Origin of the sequence: Cognatishimia sp. F0-27, assembly GCF_020667845.1 — a bacterium.
GTDB lineage: Bacteria > Pseudomonadota > Alphaproteobacteria > Rhodobacterales > Rhodobacteraceae > JAFMPQ01.
Map to the genome: position 1 here is coordinate 184,317 of NZ_JAFMPQ010000001.1, position 20,353 is coordinate 204,669.

At 63.9% G+C, this 20,353-nt stretch carries 8 protein-coding genes; 1 reads left to right on the top strand and 7 read right to left on the bottom strand.

The genetic code is table 11. From position 1 onward, the window contains the following. Positions 1-168 precede the first annotated feature (168 nt). The 6 genes from J1C49_RS00910 to J1C49_RS00935 all read right to left on the bottom strand — a co-directional run bounded on the left by J1C49_RS00910 (position 169) and on the right by J1C49_RS00935 (position 15,482). Positions 169-825 carry a 4'-phosphopantetheinyl transferase superfamily protein gene (locus J1C49_RS00910; RefSeq protein WP_227443878.1) on the bottom strand — a complete coding sequence of 219 codons (657 nt, stop codon included), beginning with the start codon at positions 823-825 and terminating at the stop codon, positions 169-171. Beyond that, positions 822-5,597: a MupA/Atu3671 family FMN-dependent luciferase-like monooxygenase gene (locus tag J1C49_RS00915; protein WP_227443879.1), complete on the bottom strand. Its 4,776-nt coding sequence runs from the start codon at positions 5,595-5,597 to the stop codon at positions 822-824. The genes J1C49_RS00910 and J1C49_RS00915 overlap by 4 nt, the downstream gene beginning before the upstream one ends. A 4-nt stretch (positions 5,598-5,601) precedes the next feature. Further along, positions 5,602-6,621: a glycosyltransferase family 2 protein gene (locus J1C49_RS00920; RefSeq protein ID WP_227443880.1), complete on the bottom strand. Its 1,020-nt coding sequence runs from the start codon at positions 6,619-6,621 to the stop codon at positions 5,602-5,604. A gap of 3 nt (positions 6,622-6,624) precedes the next feature. Then, positions 6,625-13,092, bottom strand: a complete 6,468-nt coding sequence (locus J1C49_RS00925) for a type I polyketide synthase (protein WP_227443881.1) — start codon at positions 13,090-13,092, stop codon at positions 6,625-6,627. 195 nt (positions 13,093-13,287) lie between these two features. Beyond that, entirely contained in the window at positions 13,288-14,652 is a 1,365-nt protein-coding gene (locus tag J1C49_RS00930) for an oligosaccharide flippase family protein (protein WP_227443882.1), read from the bottom strand. Then, a complete protein-coding gene (locus J1C49_RS00935) occupies positions 14,649-15,482 on the bottom strand; it encodes a glycosyltransferase family 2 protein (protein ID WP_227443883.1) in 834 nt (277 codons plus the stop codon). The genes J1C49_RS00930 and J1C49_RS00935 overlap by 4 nt, the downstream gene beginning before the upstream one ends. Before the next feature lie 181 nt (positions 15,483-15,663). Between J1C49_RS00935 and epsE the strand changes: the two genes are divergently transcribed. Beyond that, entirely contained in the window at positions 15,664-16,905 is a 1,242-nt protein-coding gene (gene epsE / locus J1C49_RS00940; RefSeq protein WP_227443884.1) for an exopolysaccharide biosynthesis GT4 family glycosyltransferase EpsE, read from the top strand. A gap of 257 nt (positions 16,906-17,162) precedes the next feature. Here the strand turns inward: epsE and J1C49_RS00945 are convergent, their stop codons facing one another. After that, positions 17,163-20,222 carry a calcium-binding protein gene (locus tag J1C49_RS00945; protein WP_227443885.1) on the bottom strand — a complete coding sequence of 1,020 codons (3,060 nt, stop codon included), beginning with the start codon at positions 20,220-20,222 and terminating at the stop codon, positions 17,163-17,165. Between the last annotated feature and the right edge of the window lie 131 nt (positions 20,223-20,353).

Sequence of the window (20,353 nt, forward strand, 5' to 3'; positions counted from 1 at the left end):
TCCCGCGGAATGGGATGCGACCGCTCCAAACTTGCCATCTTCATGTCGCAATTTAGGCCATTCGCCCAGATTTTGCCACGAGTAACACCGCATTTAATGGAAACACTGCGTCTCCAAACACGGGATTCTGGACATATTTTCGCCGCATTTTCATAAAATTAGCGGATTTCATGTAGGAACGGCGCAAAGCGAAAGGATCAGGTCGTCACGCACCGCTTGGCAAAGGCTGAACCGATTGTTCTTCCAACCCGGTGGAAACAGGTTCATACCCACGGCCTCCGTATAACGTGCCTCACCCGCCGAAAGGTCAACAGAAATCCCGTCAAAGCCAAACATGAGGCCCGTTGCCGGGTATTGCGCCTTGAATACCGCTTCCTTGGCGCTGAAAACACAGCGTGCAGCGCGGGCCCGGTCCGGAGAGCCGCCCAATTCGTGCGGCTGCGCGACCTCGTCGATCAGGTCGCCATCGAGCGGGTCGGCCGGTTCAAGATCAATGCCGATGCCACGCCAACGAACGCTGCTTCCGATGCACGCAATCGCCCAAATGCCTGAATGCGTGATCGATCCGCAGATGCCTTCCGGCCAGACCGGCGCCCGATCAGGCCCGGCCGGAATTGCGTCATACCCGCGTTCCAAGGCGGCAAGGGCGCGGCGCGCGGCGTGCCGACCTGCGGAAAACTCCGCCCGGCGCGCAGGGATCGCACGCGCAACAAATCGGTCTTCCGGTTCAACAAGCCCATAGTCGGGGCCGATCTCCGCCATCCCCCAGAACAATCCATCCCGGGACAGGCGGTCGATCGCGGCGGCACAGGAGTCTGGCGTCACGCGCGTCTGCGTGCCCGCATTTCGCGGCGACGTGCCATGGCATCACTGCGCGCCTTGGCCCTTTCATTCGACAGGATCGGCGCCGATTCAACAACCGTCACCCCCCCTGTGGCTGGCGTTGGTGCAGCAACCGCCGGGGTCGGCGCCACCGGCTCCCGCGCGGGCGCGGGAACAGGCGCGCGGGCCGAGTCCGCCGTGGCGACAGGGGCCGCGCGCTTTGTCACCTTGGCGGCGATCTGCGTCGCAAGATCGGTCAGAACGGGGAAGCGGAATATATCCGTGATGGACAGGGTCTTGGCGCCCATCCGCTCACGAATGGCGCGATGCGCCTGAACCGCCAGGAGAGAGTGCCCGCCGAGATCGAAGAAACTGTCCTGCGCGGAAATGCCGTCACGCCCGAGGATCTCGGACCAGATCGCCGCGATATCAACCTCGATGGCGGCAATATCGATGCTCTCCGCCTCTGGGTTCTGGTCCGCATGCCGGGGTTGCGGCGCGGTTGTTGCGGGATTGGTTTTGTCGGCTTCCGCCGCGCTGGTCGGCGGCGCACCGGATACCCGTGGCGGTATCGGGGCGCGCATCGCATCCGGCACGGGCAGGGCCTTGCGGTCCACCTTCTTGTTCGGGGTCAGCGGCAACGCTTCAAGTTGGACGATGCGCACCGGCACCATGAATGACGGCAGTTGCTCGGACAACGACGCCTTGAGCGCGCCTTCGTCAATCCCGCTCCCCGTCACGTAGCCAACGAGGCGCACATCGCCCGGTGCATCCTCGCGTGCAAGCACAACGGCTTGCCCGACGGAAGGCTGCGCTTCGAGTGCGGCTTCGATCTCGCCCAGTTCAATCCGGAACCCGCGCAGCTTGACCTGGTGGTCGACGCGGCCAACAAAGTCGATCCGTCCATCTTCCCGCCGCCGCACAAGATCGCCAGTCCCATACATCCGGCCACCGTGGAACGGATTCTCGCGGAACCGCTCCCCGGTCAGTTCGGACCGGTTCCAATAACCGCGCGTGACACCGTCGCCGCCGATCCAGAGTTCCCCCTCGACGCCCAGCGGCACCGGCGCGCCCGCCGCGTCGAGCACGTAAAGCTGCGTATTGGCAATCGGCAGGCCAAGATCAACAGTGCCCGCACCTGCGGTTGCCGCTGCGACCGAAGACCAGATGGTCGTCTCTGTCGGCCCATACATGTTGGTCACCGTGGCATTGGTGATGGTGGCGTATTCCGCGACCAATGCACCGGGCAACGGCTCGCCGCCGAGATACAGATGCTTGACCCGGCGAAGCGCTTCGCGGGCTTCGTCGTTCATGGCGAACATGCGTGCCATGGATGGCGTGCATTGCAGATGCGTCACCTCATGGCGCAGAATCTGTGCCGCGATCGAGAAATCGTCCGGCTCCAGCGCGACGGGACCGGCGCTTGAGGCGACGACCTGCGCGAGGGGCTTGAGCCCTTCGAGAACCTGATCCGCGGCGATGCCGTAATCGATCAGGCAGGCGATTTCGGTGACGCCGATGGCATGCAGGTCTGCGGTGCGCGCCTCGGCATCCTCGATGGTTCCGAACAGGCCACTGTCATTGAAATAACGCTCGAACGCGAAATCGAGAATGCCGTCCAGTTCGTCTTCGGTCAGCGATCCGAGATCCAGTTCAAAGGGCGTGCTCACGCCCTTGGGGCGCTTGAACGCGGGAAACGCCCAAGCGTATTGCTTGATCAACCCGGCCGCAGAGCGCAGGTAATCCTTCATCGGTTCGCGGGCGATTTCGCGTGCCTGCTCGCGGGTATCTGCAAGGCAGGTGTGCAACATGAGCGTCACGTCAAAATCCTGCGGGTCGTGCCCTGCTTCGCGCAAGGCGGCGTGATAAAGCGTGATCTTTTCGGCCACCTCGTCGATGGACTGGCCAAGCAGATGCGTCAGCACATTGCAGCCAAGGCGACCGGCTTCCTTCCATGTTTCCGGATTGCCAGCGGTCGTGACCCAAACCGGCAGGTCCTTCGACACCGGTCGCGGCTGGGTGATCACCTCGTGCAGGGAACCGTCCTGCTTGGGGAACGCAACGGGCTCGCCGCGCCAGAGCTTGCGCACGGTCGTGATGGCCTCGATCATCGCGGGCTTGTTGGCCGGTGGCGTATTTTCTGGCCGGAGCACAAAATCATCCGGCTGCCATCCGGAGGCAATCGCCATGCCGGCGCGCCCGTTGGTCAGGTTGTCGATCACGGCCCATTCCTCGGCGATCCGTGCCGGATGGTGGAGAGGGGCGACAACGGAACCGCCACGCACGCCAATATTCCGCGTGACACCGGCAACCGCCGCGCCGGTCACCGACGGGTTGGGATAGGGCCCGCCGAAAGCATGGAAATGCCGTTCCGGCGTCCAGACCGCGACAAAACCATTGTCATCGGCGAATTTTGCACCCTCGAGCAGGAGGCGATACTTGTCGCGCCCGACCCCGTCGTCATTGCCCCAGTAATAGATCGAAAACGCCATGCCCGTGCCGCCCTTCGGCAGCGGGCCGTTGGAGATCATGGCGCGGTCTTCGTCGGATGCGAGCACAACGGTGAACCCGCGTGCCGTGGTCCAGAACAGTTCGAGCACGGAAATATCAAAGCTGAGCGAGGTCACCGCCAGCCAGGTATCGCCAGCCTGATGCGGAATATGGGCATCCATCCCGGCGAAGAAATTGATGGCGTTGCGATGTTCGACCATCACGCCCTTCGGTTTTCCGGTGCTGCCGGAGGTATAGATCAGATATGCAAGATCCTCGGGTGAGGCCGTGTGATCGAGCCGTTCCCGCGGAGCGGCCACGATGCGCGGATCACTGTCTATCAAAATGGTATCGGCCGTGGTTTCCGGCACGCTTGACCGGGCCGCACCATGGGTCAGGATCACGGTGGCCTTGCTGTCCTTGACGAAATGCTCAAGCCGGTCCGCAGGATAGGCCGGATCCATCGGGAGATACGCCCCGCCAGCCTTGAGGATCCCGAGCGCGCCCGCGACCAGATCGAAGGACCGGCTGCAGCACAAGCCCACAACCATGCCCGGCCCCACACCCGTTTCGCGCAGCACATGCGCAACCGCGTTGGCCTTGGCGTCCAGTTCGGCATAGCTCAGGCGCGCATCCTCGAAAACCAGCGCGCTGGCATCCGGTGTGCGGTCAACCTGCGCCTCGAAGGCGGCATGCATAGTCAACGACTTGTCGACGTCGAGGGCGGTATCGTTCCACTTTTCGAGCACGTCGTGCCGCTCTTGTGCGCCCATGCGCGGCAAGTCCGCAAGCGCCGCGTTCGGTCGCGCCGCCGCCACAATCGCCTCAAGGCGCGCGACCAAGGCCCGCGCCATGGCGTCCGAAATCCGTGCGCTGTCGAAATGCAGCACCGGCTCCGCCCCGACCTCAAGCGTCAACGCGCAACCCGGAACCGGCCCCGCGCCATCCGAGACGCCCAATTCGGGTTGGGTCAGACCAGCGAGTTCCGGGTCGCGAAATGGCAGATCGATGGCAAAGCCCTTGCGCGCGGCGGCCTCACCGGTGCGCTCTTCAAGCATGGCCTGCATATCGGACAGCATCTGCACAGGCTCGACTGCAATCGGCACCCAAGGCGTGATGCAGCCGCTCTGCGACAGGTCCGCAAGCGCGCGGTCGCGCCAGCAGAGGTCTCCCCCATCCGCACCAATCAGGTCCAGCGCCCAGACGGCCGCTTCACCGACGCTGACCGGCCTGGGCACAGGGACGGTCTGCAGCGCGCCCATGCTGCGCCCGGGTGCTGCAATCGCGAGCTGCGCGGGGTGAACCTGTTTGAGGCGTTTGCGCCAGAACCCGATATGCGCCGCGATGGCGGCCTTTTGCCTCGTCACGGTTTCGATTTCCGCGTCATCGGTCACATCGAGCGATGCCTCAACGCCGCCGAGATCCGCCGGATCAAGCGCCGTGCCGTCGCTGGCGCGCAGCGCGGATAGCCGCAACGCCCCGTCACCACAGGCCACGGTCAGGCTGTCGCCATCGACACCGAGGATTGTGCCCGGCGCAGCATCGCCGGAAACCTGTTCCGCCTGTCCGACGAGGAAAACCCGGCCACCGCTTCGGAATTTTGCAATCGCGAGAGGGTTCCAATAGGGTCCGTGGTCCAGCGCGCGCACAAGCCGCGCAAGAGCGTCGGCAGGCTGTCTGAAATCGAGCATCCCATGCCCCGAGGGGCGATCTGTCCGCGCGTGATAGCTGCGGTCGCTCAGGTCTTGTTTCGTGCGGGACAGCACCCCCGACTCGAGCTGGTCCAACAGCCGGTCAAAACTGTCGATGGCCGCGCTGTAGGCCTTGGCATTCAGGGTCAGCGCCGTGTCGTTTTCCGTAATATCAAAGGCTTGCGTTACAAGAATATCGCCCTCATCGACGCCACCTTCGATCAGGTGCCAGCTGATGCCATGTGTTGTCTCGCCTTCGATCATGGCCCAGATCGGCGCGTTCAGTCCGGCATGGCGCGGCAAGGGCCCATCATGGAAGTTGATGGCGCCGCGTGCGGGCAGAGCAAGAACGTCCTCGCGAATGATGGTTAGATTCGCGATCGACAGCAGCCAGTCGAAGGTCAGATCAGAGAGCCGCGCCGCAAGATCCGCGCCGGGCTGCTCCACCCGGATACCCCGCGCCTGCGCCCAATCGGCGATATCGGCGTTATGCGTCACAACCGCATCGAGCCTGTTTCCCCGCGCCAGCGCGGCCTCGCAGCATTGAACGAGAAGGGATTCATTGCCTATCGCAACGCAGGAAAACAGGGCCATGACCTTACTCCACTCTTACCTCTTGCGTATCGGGCGTCCGCTTCGGAACCGCCATCTGGCGCACTCCGGGCAAGGGGCGCAGCAACGCTTTGCCATCATGTACAAGCAGATCACGCAGAAAATGCGGCGGATCTGCGGGTGTTTTGCGTTGAACAAGCACACGCATGCGCCACAGCCCACCACCAACGGCGTGCATCACGGTGGCCAGTGCCGCGTAAGCGCGCCCATGGTTCTTGGAAAAATAATGCCAGCGGCTGTCGAGCCAGAAGGAGGGAATGCGCGCCCATTTCTTCATGCCCGTGGACACCGAACCGATATGCGCCACTTCACTGTCGCGCACGTAATGGGTTTCATGCCCGGCACGGGCGGCGCGCAGGCAGAGGTCCGTTTCCTCGAAATACAAGAAGAAGGTCTCGTCAAACAGGCCAATCTGATCGAGCACCGATTGCCGCATCATGATGGACGCCCCGGCCAACCAATCCACGCGGCTGGTTTGCTCTGGCACGCCGATGGGAACCGATCTGTGACCCAGAACGCGGCTTACGGGTCCGAAGCGGACCGACCCTTCCAGCTCCGACCAGACGGAGGGGAAGCGAAAGGCCGTCACATGGGCATCACCCTCCTCGCCATGGATATAGCTGCCGGCGAACCCGGCTTCGGGATGGGCTTCGAGATGATCCAGCAAACGCGCGATGGCGTCGGGCGCGGGAAACGCGTCGGAATTCAGAAGGTAGACATAATCCGGCGCGCTGCCATCGGACAGGCCCGCACGGATCCCGATGTTGTTCCCGGCGCCGAAACCGCCATTCGTCGTGGACCGGATCAGGCGAACCGGCGCGGCCTGCGCCCAGGGCCCTTGCGCAAGCGCCTCCTCGATCCTCTCGGCCGAGCCATCGCCCGAGGCGTTGTCGACGATCACCAGTTCGGCGTCGAGCCCCTCCATCGCCTTCAGCGCGGCACGGACCGACCGGAGGGTCATCTCCGCGGTCTTGTAGTTCAGGGACACAACGAGCAATCGGGGCATGGGCTATTCCGCCGCGCGGGCACCGGGGAAATCCACAACCGCGCCCTTCCCGCTTGCCGCGGCCTCTGCGCCCGTGATGGCCTCGCGCATCATCGCCGCGAGGACGCGCACATTGGGCTCCAGCACCATGCTGTCGTGATCGCCGGGCACTTCATGAACCTCGATCTGCGGAGCCGCTCCGCTCCAGTCATTGTCTGGCAGGACATAGCTCCGCTCGGAGCTGACCAGCTTGCCCCCCGAAACCGTCCATTTCCCCTGAAGAGGCGGCCGGAACAGAACCAGCCGGCCATCCCACGGGCGCGCATCGTAGCACGCAATCGCGCGGTAGAAGGCAGCTTCGATCTCGGCGTTGTGGAAGGCCGCGGCATCGTCTGTCATGCCGACCGTCCCCTTGCGCTTGGTGAACTCCCAAAGCACACGGTTCCTGGCCCAGATGAACGGATAAAGCGGGCCCTTTTCGCGCATTTGGTGCCATTGAATGATGGCCCTGTCGACGCGCGACAGCGGACGACGGCGCGGCAGCGGCGTATCGAGCATCACAACGAGAGAGACCGTCTCACCCATTGCTTCGAGCTGATGCGCGATCTCGTAGGCCGTGATGCCGCCGCCGGAGAAGCCGCCGACCATGTAGGGGCCCGTCGGCTGGACCTGCCGCATTTCGGCGATGTAGTCCCGCGCGGCCTCCTCAATGGTGTCATGTGGCGTCTCTCCGCCATAGAGGCCACGCGCCTGTAACCCGTAGAAGGGCCGGTCGGCGCCCAGAAGATGCGCAAGATGGCGGAGGTTGAGCACGTTCCCGAACATCCCGGCAACAAGGAAAAACGGCTGTCGCGGGCCGCCATCGCCGTCATGCATCGCGACAAGATGCTTGAACCGCCGCTCGGGCTTGGCCTGCACCGGCGTATCACCTTCTTCTCCGGGGCGGTCCGCGATGCCTGCCTGGTCGGCAATCAGCGCCGCGCAGGCGCGGATCGTCGGCGCTTCGAACAAGACAGAAATCGGGAAATCGACCCGATAGGTTTTCTTGACCATCGCGAACAGGCGCACCGCAATCAGGCTATGACCACCGAGGTCGAAGAAGCTGTCTTCGACGCCAACGTTGGAGACACCCAGAAGCTCCTCCCAGAACCCTGCGAGCGTTTTTTCGATCTCGGTTTCCGGAGCGACGAAATCACTGTCGAGTTCCGGACGTTCGAAGCTCTGGGAGCTGTCACGCTCCGCAGTGCTCGCAGCAGTCTGACGGGTGAGCGCGTCGAGATCCATGGAGGACACGACAAGCTGCGGACGGCCACGCGCAAGCGCGCGGTGAAACGCATCGACCCCTTCCACTGGCAGAATCCCCTGCGAGAGATTATGCGCAAGCCGCTCTTCGGCTGGCGACAGTGGCTGACCCGACTGGGCCTCGTCGAATTCGATCTCCGCGGCGGTGAGGCGGGGCATTGCCTGCAAGATGTCGAGGGATTCCAGCTTTCTGATCGTGAAACCCGAGATCTCCACAAGCACCGTGCCGTCCGGCGCGCAAAGCGTGACATCAAAGCTCGCGGTTTCGCGGGCCGCAGTGTTGTCAGCCGCGTTGCGCACCCAACTGACGACTGTATCGCCGAGCGGCGCATGCACGCGCACGCGGCCATAGCGCACCGGCGCCCAGAGATTGGTCGGCTGCCAGCCATCGATCAACCCCATGGCCCAACCGGTCGCGATATCCATGAGCGCCGGGTGAATCAGGCAGTCATCCCCTCTGGCTTCAGCGGGCAATGACAGCGTCGCAATCCCCTCTCTTTGACCGAGCGCGGTGCTGTCGAGCACCTGCCAACGAGGGCCGAATTCGAGCAGGACGGCTTGTGCCGCCGCGAGTTTCGAGCCCGGTTCGGCCTTGTGAATGGCGCCGCAACGGGCGCGGATCGCGTCAAGATCAATCGGCTCCGGTCGCGCCTGAGGCATCAAGGACACGGTCGCCTCGGCGGTCAGGGCATGGCCCTTGCGGCCGTTGAGCGTGGCATCGGCGAGAACGGCAAAGCCGTACCCCTGGTCCGACCGGCTGAGGCGCACCCGGATATCACGCGCGCCTGCATCCGCCACCCGCAGAGGGCGCAGGAAGTTCAAGTCACGGATCTCGAAAGCGCCGGGTTCGTGATGCGCTGCAAGCGCGTGGGCGGCCAATGTCAGGTAACCCGTCCCGGGAAGGAGCGCGTCCCCCGTGCGGGTGCGGTGTTCGTTGATGAACCAGTCCTGATGTGTGAAACGGGCCTCGAAGACGCGGTTGCCTTCAGCATCGAACGTTCCACTGTCAAGCATCGGGAGGGCGACCGGATCGCGTGACACTTCCGGCAGATCACCGCGCCGGGATGACACCGCTTCGGCGGCCATGCCGACCTCGTTCCAGATGCCCCAGTTGATCGCAACCACGCGGGTCTTGCCCCCGGCGCGCGCCTGCGCAAACGCGTTGAGAAACTCGTTTGCGGCGACGTAGTCGACCTGTCCCGCGGGCGCCGTGACCGTCGAGGAGGAACTGAACAGAGCGATCCATGACACGGCGCCATCCGGGAAGACGCGCCCGATAACCTCGGTGCCGTGGATTTTCGGCGTGAAGACATCTTCGACTGACGCCGGCGTCTTGGCCAGAAGCGGGGCGTCTGCGATCACGCCCGCGCCATGCACCACGCCGGTGATTGGACCGAACCGGGCTTCCGCCGCTTCGCGGACCTTGGACATCTGATCGAAATTGCACACATCCGCCGCGGCGACCATGATCTCGGCCCCGGTTTCCTCCAGCGCCATCACCGCGCGGATCCGGCGCGCTGTGCGATCCTGCGGGGCATGGCGGGCCAGATAACTCGGCCAGTCGGCGCGGTCCGGCAACGGGTTCCGTGATACCAGAACCACCTTGCCGTCACGGGATGCAAAATCGCGTGCGAGACTGAGCCCGATCCCGCCAAAGCCGCCGGTGATCAGGTAGACACCACCCGTCTCCGGCTGCGGCGCGGCTGTGGCCAGGGGCAACCGCTTCATCGCCACTTCGAACCGGCGGCCGTCCCGAAGCGCGGCGATGGCGGTGTTGGGCTCCGCAAGAAGATCCTCGAGCACATGGTCGGCCAGACGGTCAAGCGCAGCATCGCGCTGTGCGCGCCTCCGCGCGGCAGCAAAGACCGACCCGCTTTCCGCGGCCGGCAGGACAATGTCGAGCGTGGAGACGGTCACGCCCGGCAGTTCGCGCGGAATAACCCGCGCCGGACCTGCAAGGGTCGATTTGGCAGGATGCGTGAACGCCTCGTCATGGACCCGTGCCGCACCGTTCGTGACCACGCAAAGATGCATCGGCCGGGGCAACCCTTCCTCTTCCATGGCCTGCGCAAGAAACATCAGCGAATAAAAGCCCTGCTCCTGCACGCGATTGAAGAACGAGGACCCCGGTCGATGGCTTTCCCCTTCCGTCACAAGCCAGAAATGGGCGATCCGGGTCGGGACAACCCCTTGCAAGGCGAGGTCCTGCAACAACAGATCATAGCCTTCGCGCCCGCGCTCCGGCGCAAGCACGTAACGCATGTCGGCCAGCCGCGAGAACATGTCGCCCGGGCGCAGTTCGACCACGTCATGCCCGGCCCGGCGCAGCTTGGCAGCGGCGCGCGCCGCCAAACCGGTTTCGTCCATGAACATCAGCCAGACCTGCTTTTCCGCCTCGTCAAGCCCGGCAATCACGTCACTCTCGATGGGCGCGGAACGCGGCCGCCAGCGCGGTGCCCACCCCCAGTCCTCGATGGTGTCGTCGCGCATCAAATATTGCGGCGCATCCCGCTGCGCCTGCGTGCCCGGTTCGATGAAGTATCGCGCGCGCTGGAAAGCGTAGGTTGGCAGGGGCACCCGACGGCGGGTCGTGTCGCCCCAGACCTGGGACCAGTCAATACTCTGACCAAGCGCGTCGAGACGGCCCAGCACCTCGAACATGTGCTTGTCATCGGCAATCCGGTCTTCGGGATGGCGCAGCGACGAGAGCACCTGATTGGGCGTAACCGCATCATGCTGGCGGGCCAGCGATGTCAGGGCCTTGCCCGGCCCCACTTCGAGCAGGATCCGATTGGGTCTGGCAAGGGCGCCGATACAGGCTTCGAACAAGACAGTGCCGCGCAGATGGTCGACCCAGTAATCCGGGTCGGTCGCCTGGGCATCGGTCATCATCGCGCCTGTGCGGTTTGATGTCAGCGGGATCTTCGGCGGCGCGAGAGGGATCGTGCGCAGATACGCGCGGAAATCCTCGAGAATGGGATCGAGCATGCGGCTGTGGGCCGCGATATCGATGGCGATACGCTGACAGTCGATATCTTCGGCTTCCAGCGTTGCCTGCAACCGGTCAAGCGCCGCCTGCGGCCCCGAAACAACCGACAGCCCCGGCGCGTTCACGGCACCCAGATCGAGCGCATCGCCCAAACGCGTGCGCAGCGCATCGGCGGGCAGGGCTACCGACAGCATCCCGCCCCTTGGAACCGTATCGAAGAGACGTCCGCGCAAATGCACGAGCCCGATGCAATCCTCGAACCGCATCACCCCCGCCACACAGGCCGCGGTGTTCTCGCCCATAGAGTGGCCGGACAGCGCAACGGGTTCGATACCCCAGCTCATCCAGAGCTGCGCCAATGCGTATTCGGTGATCATGATCAGCGGCAGTTGCAGCGATGGTTTCTGCAACAACGCGTCGGCCTCTTGCGTGGCCGCCTCGTCCGGGAGCCACAGTGCCCGCATGTCGACATCGCTCAGCGTCGCGAGGTGATCGAGCCCGCGATCCATCCACTCGGCAAAGACCGGCTCGGTTTCATAGAGATCACGTGCCATTCCCGCATATTGTGCACCACCGCCGGGAAAGAGAAACGCGGTTTCGGCCCGTTCAAGGCGGTCATGCAGATGCACCCGACGCGGATTTCCGGACATCAGGAGGTCTGCGGCTTCCGCATGGGTTTCAGCGACCACGACGAGGCGCTTTTCGAAAGCCCGCCGTCCGGTTTTCAAGGTCCAGGCAATATCAGCGAGCGACTGATCGCCCCGGGCTTGCAGGTGGTCGGCCAAGGCAGCGGCGTTGCCTTCGAGTGCTGCTTTCGAGCGCGCGGAAAGCGACAGTATCTGGAAGGGCCAGTCGCTGCCTTGGGAAGCGGCAACAGCGGGCGCCTCCTCGAGCACCACATGAGCATTGGTGCCGCCGACCCCCAGCGAGTTGACGCCCGCGCGCCGTGGATGCGCGGACGCAGTCCAGGGGGTCAGCCTGTCATTGACCGAAAACGGCGAGCCCTCGAAATCGATCGCCGGGTTGGGCGCCTCGTAGCTCAGGGAGGGCGGCATCTCCTTGTGATGCAGCGCAAGGCTTGCCTTGATCAGCGAGGCAACACCGGCGGCGGTATCGAGATGCCCGATATTGGTTTTCACCGACCCGATGCGGCAATGATCCACCGCATCGGATGTTTCGCGGAACGCCTGCGTCAGGGCGGCCACCTCGATCGGATCGCCGAGATAGGTGCCGGTTCCGTGACATTCGACGTAATCGACCGTGTCGGCGGTAACGCCAGCGACGGCCTGCGCCTCGGCCACGGCTTTGGCCTGCCCGTCCACGGATGGCGCAAGATAGCCGGCCTTGGCCGCGCCGTCATTGTTGACCGCAGAGCCCTTGATCACCGCCCAGATATGGTCGCCATCCGCGATTGCATCGGCCAGCCGGCGCAGCACCACAACCCCGGCGCCGGAACCAAAGACGGTTCCTTGCGCGCGATGATCGAAGGCATGACAGGCCCCGTCGGGCGAAAGGATCTCGTTTTCCTTGTAGAGATACCCGCGCCCCTGCGGCAGCTCGATGGTCACACCGCCCGCAAGGGCCATGTCACATTCGCCATTAAGCAGGGCCTGACAGGCGTAATGCGTTGCCACCAGGGAGGTCGAGCAGGCGGTTTGCAGATTGATCGACGGCCCCTTGAGGTCCAGAACGTGGCTCAGCCGTGTGGCGAGGAAATCCTTGTCATTGCCGGTATGGCGCAACAGGAACATGCCAGTCTTTTCGACCAGGTCGGGATTCGAACAGACGTTGAAATAGAAATAGCTGCCCATGCCGCAGCCGGCAAACACGCCAATCGGACCCTCGAAGTTCTCCGGCACGTGACCAGCAGTTTCAAACGCCTCCCACGCCGTTTCCAGAAAGCGGCGGTGCTGCGGGTCCATGATGGCAGCTTCTTTCGGCGAGAGGCCAAAAAAGCCCTCGTCAAACATGTCGAACCCATCCAGCGGCGCACCGAAAGGCACGTAATCGCGGTGCCGCATGAGGCCTGAATCCTCACCGGCATCCTCCAGCGCGTCCTCGGAGAAGCGCCGGATGGCAGACACGCCGTCGCGGAGGTTCTGCCAATAGGTCGCAATATCCGCAGCGCCAGGCAAATGCGCGGCCATGCCCACAATCGCGATATCCGTCTCGCTCACCGTGCCGTTCGTCTGATCGGTCATGGACATGTCACTCCTCTTGCACCCGCTTGGAGTCCTACCGGGGTCCACCAAAGGAAATGCTGATAAAATGCGGCGGTTTTTAGGAAACCGGGGCGAAAAGAGGCAGGGTTACCCCTCTTTTTGCGCGCATTTATGCAGTTACTGAAACAAAGCGTCGTTATTTTAGCATTGTTGCCACAGCGGAGCCAATACGAGTCATCCCGCGCGTGCCGCAAGGTCAACCACGGCAGACCAATTGAGCCATAAGGCCAAAATGCTCGCCGCGGCTCCAAAAACAGCAAAAACCGCGTCGTGCAAACCGTCCCAGGCGCCCATGCGGCGCGCGAGCCAGACCACCGCAGGGTAGGCAAGCACAAAGGCCATCCCCTGCCCCACCAGCGCGCCGATCAGACCCGCCAATTCGAGACCGGCAATCAGGCACACAACCATCAGGGCGGCGCGGACCGCCGCAAGCACGAAGAACGCGCGCGAGTCGCCGGCGGCCAGCGCGGCCTGATCATAGGTCATCACGATCACCATCGGGAGCTGTGCCAGCGCGAGCACCACCACGATCGGGCCCGCGAGCGCATAGCGCGGGTCATACATCAGCTCGATGAGCCAGACGCCGAGGCTGGCAAAAATCGCCACCATCACGATGAGCAAGGCCGACACCGCAAAGCGCATCTTGCGCAACCGTGCAAAATTGGCGGCGCTTTCGCGCGGCGGGGTCTCGCGATAGATCGGAATGAGGATCTTGCGCGTCACCATTCCACCGAGCAACATCGGAAAGGCGGCCAGGAAAAAGCCGATATTGTAGATCCCGAAGATATCCAGCGGCAGGTATTTCCCGATCAGGATCTTGTCAGCTTGCGTAAACACAAACCCGCATACCGTGGCGAGAAACACCCATTTGCCAAAATTGATCAGCTCGCGCGCCGCTGGTTTTTCCCAGCGGAAGCGGTTGCGCTCCCCCGGCAAGCCAACTGAGTTGATGATGATTTCCGCAATACCGCCCACAAGCCCGGAGATCACCAGAGCCCAGACAGACCCGGTCAGCCACGCCAGGCCAATGGCCGTCGCGACGCCGATGACCTGCACGCAGGCATCGATCACCGTCACCCGACCCAGCATCAAGTGCCGGTTGGCCGTATCCATACGCGTTGGTTTAAACCCCGCGATCACCAGCGTCAGCGCCGCAACGGGCAAAAGCTGCGTCAGCATCGGCTCGTCATAGAGCGCGGCCATCGGGAAGGCTGCGGCACAGGCGACCAGCCACAGGCCAAACCCGCGGATCACCTGGATTGTCCAGGCCGTATTGAGGAAGTCCCGGTCGTCGCCGCGCTTCGATTGCAGGATCGCCGGCGTGACGCCGACATCGGAAAACTGCCCGAGCCCCATCAGAAACACCATGACCAGTGCCATCAGGCCGAACGCTTCGGGAAAAAGGAGCCGCGTGAGGATGAGGTTCGAAGCCAGGCGGATCACCTGGCTGAAGCCGAAGCCCCCAACGGTCAGAACAGACGAGCGCAACACCCGGGCGGAGAGGGATTGACCGCGAAAGCGGTCACGCAATGCGCTCATCGTCCACGGCTCCAGCCCGCCGAGCGGTGCCGCATCAGCCGCGAGGCCAGAGCGACACCGGTATAGACCAGAAATCCGACGGGGTCGGAACTCGCCAGCCGGATTTTCTCGGACAGGGGGAAGGCCGGTTTGTCTTCGTTATGCTCAAGATCGGGAAAGCGTTGCGCGATCTCGATCACGCCACGGTCCTGCCGCGTGCGCACGCGGACCAGCGCGTCGAACCCTTCGGCGATCGGCCAATCATAGGGTGCTTCCGCGCCGATCCGCTCCGGCGGTGCGAATTGCAGGCGCACGAAGATATCGTCTGCGATCACATCGGGGAACTGACCCCAGCGCGCCCGGGCGGCCGCGTTGACGGCAAACAGCCCCGCCCCCGGCACACCTTGCCGCATGAAGGGCACCCGGCGCCAGATGCGCGCGTAGGCCCGCGAAATCGGGCCCTTCGCCATGATCGACAGCTTCCCGGAGGCATAGCGCGGCTCCGCCACATCGAGCAGATCGGCAAGTTGAGCCAGAAGCGGGGGCGATACCGTCACGTCGGCATCAAGGTAAATGCGCGCGTCCCCGGTTGCGACCGCGTCGGCGGCATTGAGCGCCCCGATCTTGCCGGGCTCGTCACGGTTCAGCACCTTGAGCGGCCACCCACGCGCCGCAAAGGCTTGTTCGCGCATCCGGGCAAGACCGACGGTTTCGTCTGTGCAGGCATTGGCACTGACAATCACCTCCAGCGGATCCGGGCGGCGCCATTCCGACAAGAGCACGGCATCGAGGGTGCCTGCGATGAGAGCGGCCTCGTTGTTTGCCGGAATGATCACCGTAAATCGCTGCATGACGTTGGGTCGTTCCTTTCTGGCCCTGCGAATGCGTTCCTGTAAAACCACAGGTCTCGAAATTTTTCCCTTACTCACGCGTTGGATCTGTCAGGCGACTGTGGCCTTAGCATGAAATCGCCTAGGCTTGTCAGCGGCATTTGCCGCTCTGCTCATCCTTTGGTCAACAACGGGCTGCCTCGTGACTCGTCCTCTACGGATCGGATATCTTGTCCCGCAATTTCCGGGACAGACGCACATCTTTTTCTGGCGCGAACTGCGCGCGCTGGAAGCCATGGGGCATGAGGTTCATGTTCTGTCGACCCGCAAGCCGCCGGCCGGGTTGATTGCGCATGACTGGTCGAACGAGGCCATGGCCCGCACCACCTATCTTGGGCGCGTGCATCCCGGCGAGATGATCGGCGGGCTCACCCGACTCGTGCCGCGCGGGCTGCCTTTGTGGATCATGCGCGAAGGCGTGCGGTTTGCACGTGACGCGGCTCTGGCCATTCCGGCCTCCGAAGCGCTTCTCGGCTATGCACGCAAGCACGAGCTTGACCACATTCATGTGCATTCCTGCGCCCGGGCCGCCCTCGTGGCGCGTTTCGCGCACAGCGCGGGCGGCCCGCCCTATTCGCTCACGCTGCATGGCCCGCTTTCCGACTACGGCTCCGGCCAACGGTTCAAATGGCGCGCCGCCGCCTTTGCGACGGTCATCACCCGGAAGCTGCTTGAGGAAGTCAATGAAGCGCTGTCAGGTGACCTGCCGGAGCGTGTCCTGATCCGCCCGATGGGCGTCGACACGGATGTACTCAAGCGCGGCAAAATCTACAGCGCCCCCGAACATGGCCGACCGATCCGCCTGTTTTCCTGTGGCCGGCTCAACATCGTCAAGGGCCATCAGGACGTGATGTCATCCATGCGCCAATTGCTCGATCAGGGTGTGGATGTCCGGCTCGAGATCGCGGGCGAGGATGACGATGGCGGCACCGGCTACCGCAAGGAACTTGAAGCCCATCTCAAGAAGCTGCGTCTGCAAGACCACGTCAAGCTTCTTGGTGCGATCGACGCGGGCACCGTTCAGGCCAAACTCGAAGAGGCGCATCTCTTTGTTTTGGCAAGCTGGCACGAACCGCTCGGTGTGGCCTATATGGAAGCCATGTCCATGGAGGTGCCGACCATCGGCACCGATGCCGGTGGCGTGCGCGAACTGATCACCAGCGGTGAAAACGGGATCCTTGTCGAACCCAAGAAGCCGACCGACCTTGCGCGCACCATCCGCGATCTCGCGGCTGACCCAGAGCGGCTCCAGCGCCTGTCGAAAGCCGGGCGCGCCCATGTGGTTGCGCATTACCGCTCCGCGCTGGGTGCCGAACTCCTCGTTGATGAGATCTCCCGCATCAAGGCGGAGCAAGCAGGCCGCCAGCCAGAAAACGCACGGTAAAGACGGCGACCGTTTCCCCGGCGCAGCGCGCCGGCCCGAGACGGCGGCGCATGGCAGATCAAACGGGGTCTAACCGGGCACGGCCCGCGCGCCGTTCGAAGCGCAGGTCATGCCAAGAGTTGATTGCGATCCGCTCCCGCTCACGCGCATCGGCAACGCATCCCCCGCCGCAGCGGCGCAGGCTCCCACGGGATCACCCGATCCAGACCGGATCGCAGGGCCAGCAGCCAAGGCGTGACGCGTGATGCGCGACGCTCTCAGAACTCCGAAACCGGTGTGGACTCCGCGGGTGTTGCCTCAAAGACCAGCGTTTCGATTCCCGCCAGCCGGACCGTTCCCCTCGGGCCGCGCGCGATCAGCCGCGCGCCATCGCGCTCAAAGGCATAATCCGCCCGCGCTCCCGGCAAGATCGCCCTGTCGGAGCCACCACCCCCCTGCAAGATATCATCCCCCCCCGACCCGATCAGCGTGTCATTGCCCGGTCCGCCGATCAGCAGGTCTTCCTTGCTGGTGCCCATCATCCTCTGGTTGCCACTGGTCACGACGCGGTTGATCCCGTTGGCAAAGGCCGAAAGCGGACGCGCTTCCCAGTTGGACGGCGCGCTGGCGTTGTAGGCCATGAGCATGTCCCAGCGCGGGTTGCTGTCATTGAGGTGGCGCAACGCGCCCCAGCTGCCCCATTGCGTTGCCGGAGCCACGTCGACAAAGGCGTTGAACAGAACGCCACCGGCGTTGATCCAGCCCAGCAAGAGGATCTCATAGAGCTTGGCCATCTCCGGCGTGTAGTTGAACGCGGTGAAAAACGCGGTCAGCCGCTCGTCATTGACCGCCGTGCCGACGCCTGTGACATGGGTGCCGCCCTCATACATCACCAGTGTCAGCCCGGCACGAGAGGCTGCCCCGGCATGATACGGGAACACCTCCTCGACGAGTTCCCGCAGCGAACCCTCGCTCAACGCCCGGGCCACCGGGGTGAAGGCCGCATCAAAGCGCCGCTCCCTGACGTATTCCCGCAACGCCACACGCCGTAGCCCGGCGGCCTCCCCCGCCGCACGCGCCGCGGCTTCGGAGCGGTCGAGCCAGTCATTTATACGCGGCGCCATCTCCGGCCCGCCCATCTCGTAGCCGAAATAGCCGGTGACCGCGTAGGCATCGAAACTCTCTTGCGGGGCACGGCCGAGTTGGAGGAAGGCCAAGGGCGCCATCAGGATGCTTTCCTCAAGCTGGGGCCACCCGGTATGTGTGCTCACCACCCGCATCAGGCGGGCATCCGCCTCATCGCCGAAAACGCCGGTCCACAGATCGGCAACCTGCGCTGCACGCAATCCGTAATACTGCATCCAGCCGGTATCCGACTTTCCCCAAAGCGCCTCGGCCTGGGCTGCCGCCCAATGCGCCTGCGGAAAGAGGAAGTTCCAGACCTCGTTGGAATACTCCACCCACGCTTTCAGCTCGGGATCGAGCGTATCACGCACTTGGGTGGCAAAACGCCGGACATAATCGTCATCGGCCTGATGCGGCATGGTAAACCACGGATCGGCCCCGATCCTGTTTGCGAGGCGCACCATCACCTCCAGCGGCACCCCCCAGACCGTCCACGTGGCATCCTCCATGCGCGGTCGGTCCTGCCAGTTCCGGACCACCGAACCATTGGTCATCATCCAGTCCATGAAGCGCAGGGCGCGCATGTCCTGAACGGTCTCAATCCATAACGGATTGAACAACGCCCCCGCCTCGTAGAGCGGAAGATGCTCGGACTTCACGATGGAGATATTGCGGATCGGATTGTCGCTGGGGATCTCTGGCAGCGATATGGCAACGAGACCCGGCCCCGGTTCGTAATCGAAGGTGATGCGCCCCGGCTCATAGCGGACCCGCTTGGCACGGCCTTCAAGCCGGATCGGGCCTTCACCCTCGTAGCGCAGCACGTAACGCCCCCGCAGATGCTCCGCCTCGGGCGCCTGATCGGTCAACAACACCGCTTCCAGCGCGCGCACACCATCCGGCATGGAAACCGGCCAGCCTTGCGGGTTCACGTGCCCTGCGCTGCGCAGTTCTTCGGCGCTCACCGCGCCCCATGTATCGCCCACATGACCAACCCAGGCACGCGACGATTTCATCAGATCGAGGAAAGGGTGCTGCGTCGACCAGTCAGAGATCCCGTTCAATCCCATCGCGAGCGCCGGGATACCGCTTGGCCGCATGCCCGGTTGCGGCAGGGCAAGCTGCGCGCGCTCCGGCAATCCGGGTGCGACCGCTGCCCCGCTGTCCACCGCGCCCGCCGCATCGGCGTTGCCCCCGCCCTCTTCTGCCTCCGCGGCCTCTGCCGCCAAGTCCGGGTCCGGGGCTGTCACGATGGCCGGTCCCTCCTCCGCCGCCGCGCGCGCCGCGGGACGGACCTGCGCAGGGCCGGCGTTTTGCACCGCGCGCCAGATCTCTGCTGCAATCGCCGGGTAATTCTGGCGCAGGGCGGTCGCGATACCGTCCGGCGGTGTCCAGCCAGAGGGCGGCGCCACATCGTAAAGCGCGCTGTATGTCACCATCGCCGCCAGCAAATAGAGCGTCTCCGTCCCGTGCGGCGCGTCATCCGTATACAGCGCGCGCGGGTCCAGATCCGACAACAGCCCGCCCTCGGCAAACAACCCCGCAAGAACCGAAGCCACCGGAATGAGCTCGATCTCCAGCGCCGGTCGCGCGATCGCAATGTCGTCGAGCAGGGTTCGATACCAGCGATGATAGGACCCGGCATTGAGTGCGTGATAGCGTTCGAAATCTGCCTCGTCCGGCGGAAACGTCGCCACGACCCCCGCCATCTCGGCCCACCCTTCATAGAGGTAGAGTCTACTGTCGGGGCTTTGGCCCGCGATCCTGTCAAACAGGCGCAACGCCGCGGAATACGGGCTGTCGCCGCCTGCATTCTCGCCGTCATAAGGCACATCCGGTTCCTGATACTGGATGAAGTTGGCCGGTGTGACGATGACCGCGTCATATCCCGCTGCGCCAAACGGGCCGTCATCGGGCGACCAGACCCCCTGCACGCCGGGAAATCCCCATTTTGCCGTCGGCGCCGCATCGGCTGCGAAATTCCGCAGAAAGCCCCACTGCCCGTCCACTGCGAAGCGGCGGCCGTCGGCTTCGGCCATGGCATCGATCCAGTGCGGCACATTGGTCTGGCCCGTGCTGTTTTCGACGTGATGCACCAGAGAGTTCCCGAAGAAATAGGCCTGGATATTGTCCTGCTCGGCCAGCGCTGCGCTTTGCCCCATGCCTCCCATCAGCCCGAGAGCCAGCATCATTGCCTTGCCGATCCGTGTCATCGCCATCCTGCCATCTGCATCGTTGCGCGCTGCGTGTCGGGCCGTTTGCCCTTTGTGAAACTATGCCCCGGAACGAGAGCGGGTCAAAGCCGTGAGCGGGGTCTTTTCAAAACTGTTATCGGAGGATATGG

Bases quoted from the DNA above. Each gene is read 5' to 3' on its own strand.
- J1C49_RS00925 (WP_227443881.1), bottom strand. From the start codon at position 13,092: ATGACCGATCAGACGAACGGCACGGTGAGCGAGACGGATATCGCGATT.
- J1C49_RS00915 (WP_227443879.1), bottom strand. From the start codon at position 5,597: ATGGCCCTGTTTTCCTGCGTTGCGATAGGCAATGAATCCCTTCTCGTT.
- J1C49_RS00935 (WP_227443883.1), bottom strand. From the start codon at position 15,482: ATGCAGCGATTTACGGTGATCATTCCGGCAAACAACGAGGCCGCTCTC.
- J1C49_RS00930 (WP_227443882.1), bottom strand. From the start codon at position 14,652: ATGAGCGCATTGCGTGACCGCTTTCGCGGTCAATCCCTCTCCGCCCGG.
- J1C49_RS00920 (WP_227443880.1), bottom strand. From the start codon at position 6,621: ATGCCCCGATTGCTCGTTGTGTCCCTGAACTACAAGACCGCGGAGATG.
- J1C49_RS00945 (WP_227443885.1), bottom strand. From the start codon at position 20,222: ATGACACGGATCGGCAAGGCAATGATGCTGGCTCTCGGGCTGATGGGA.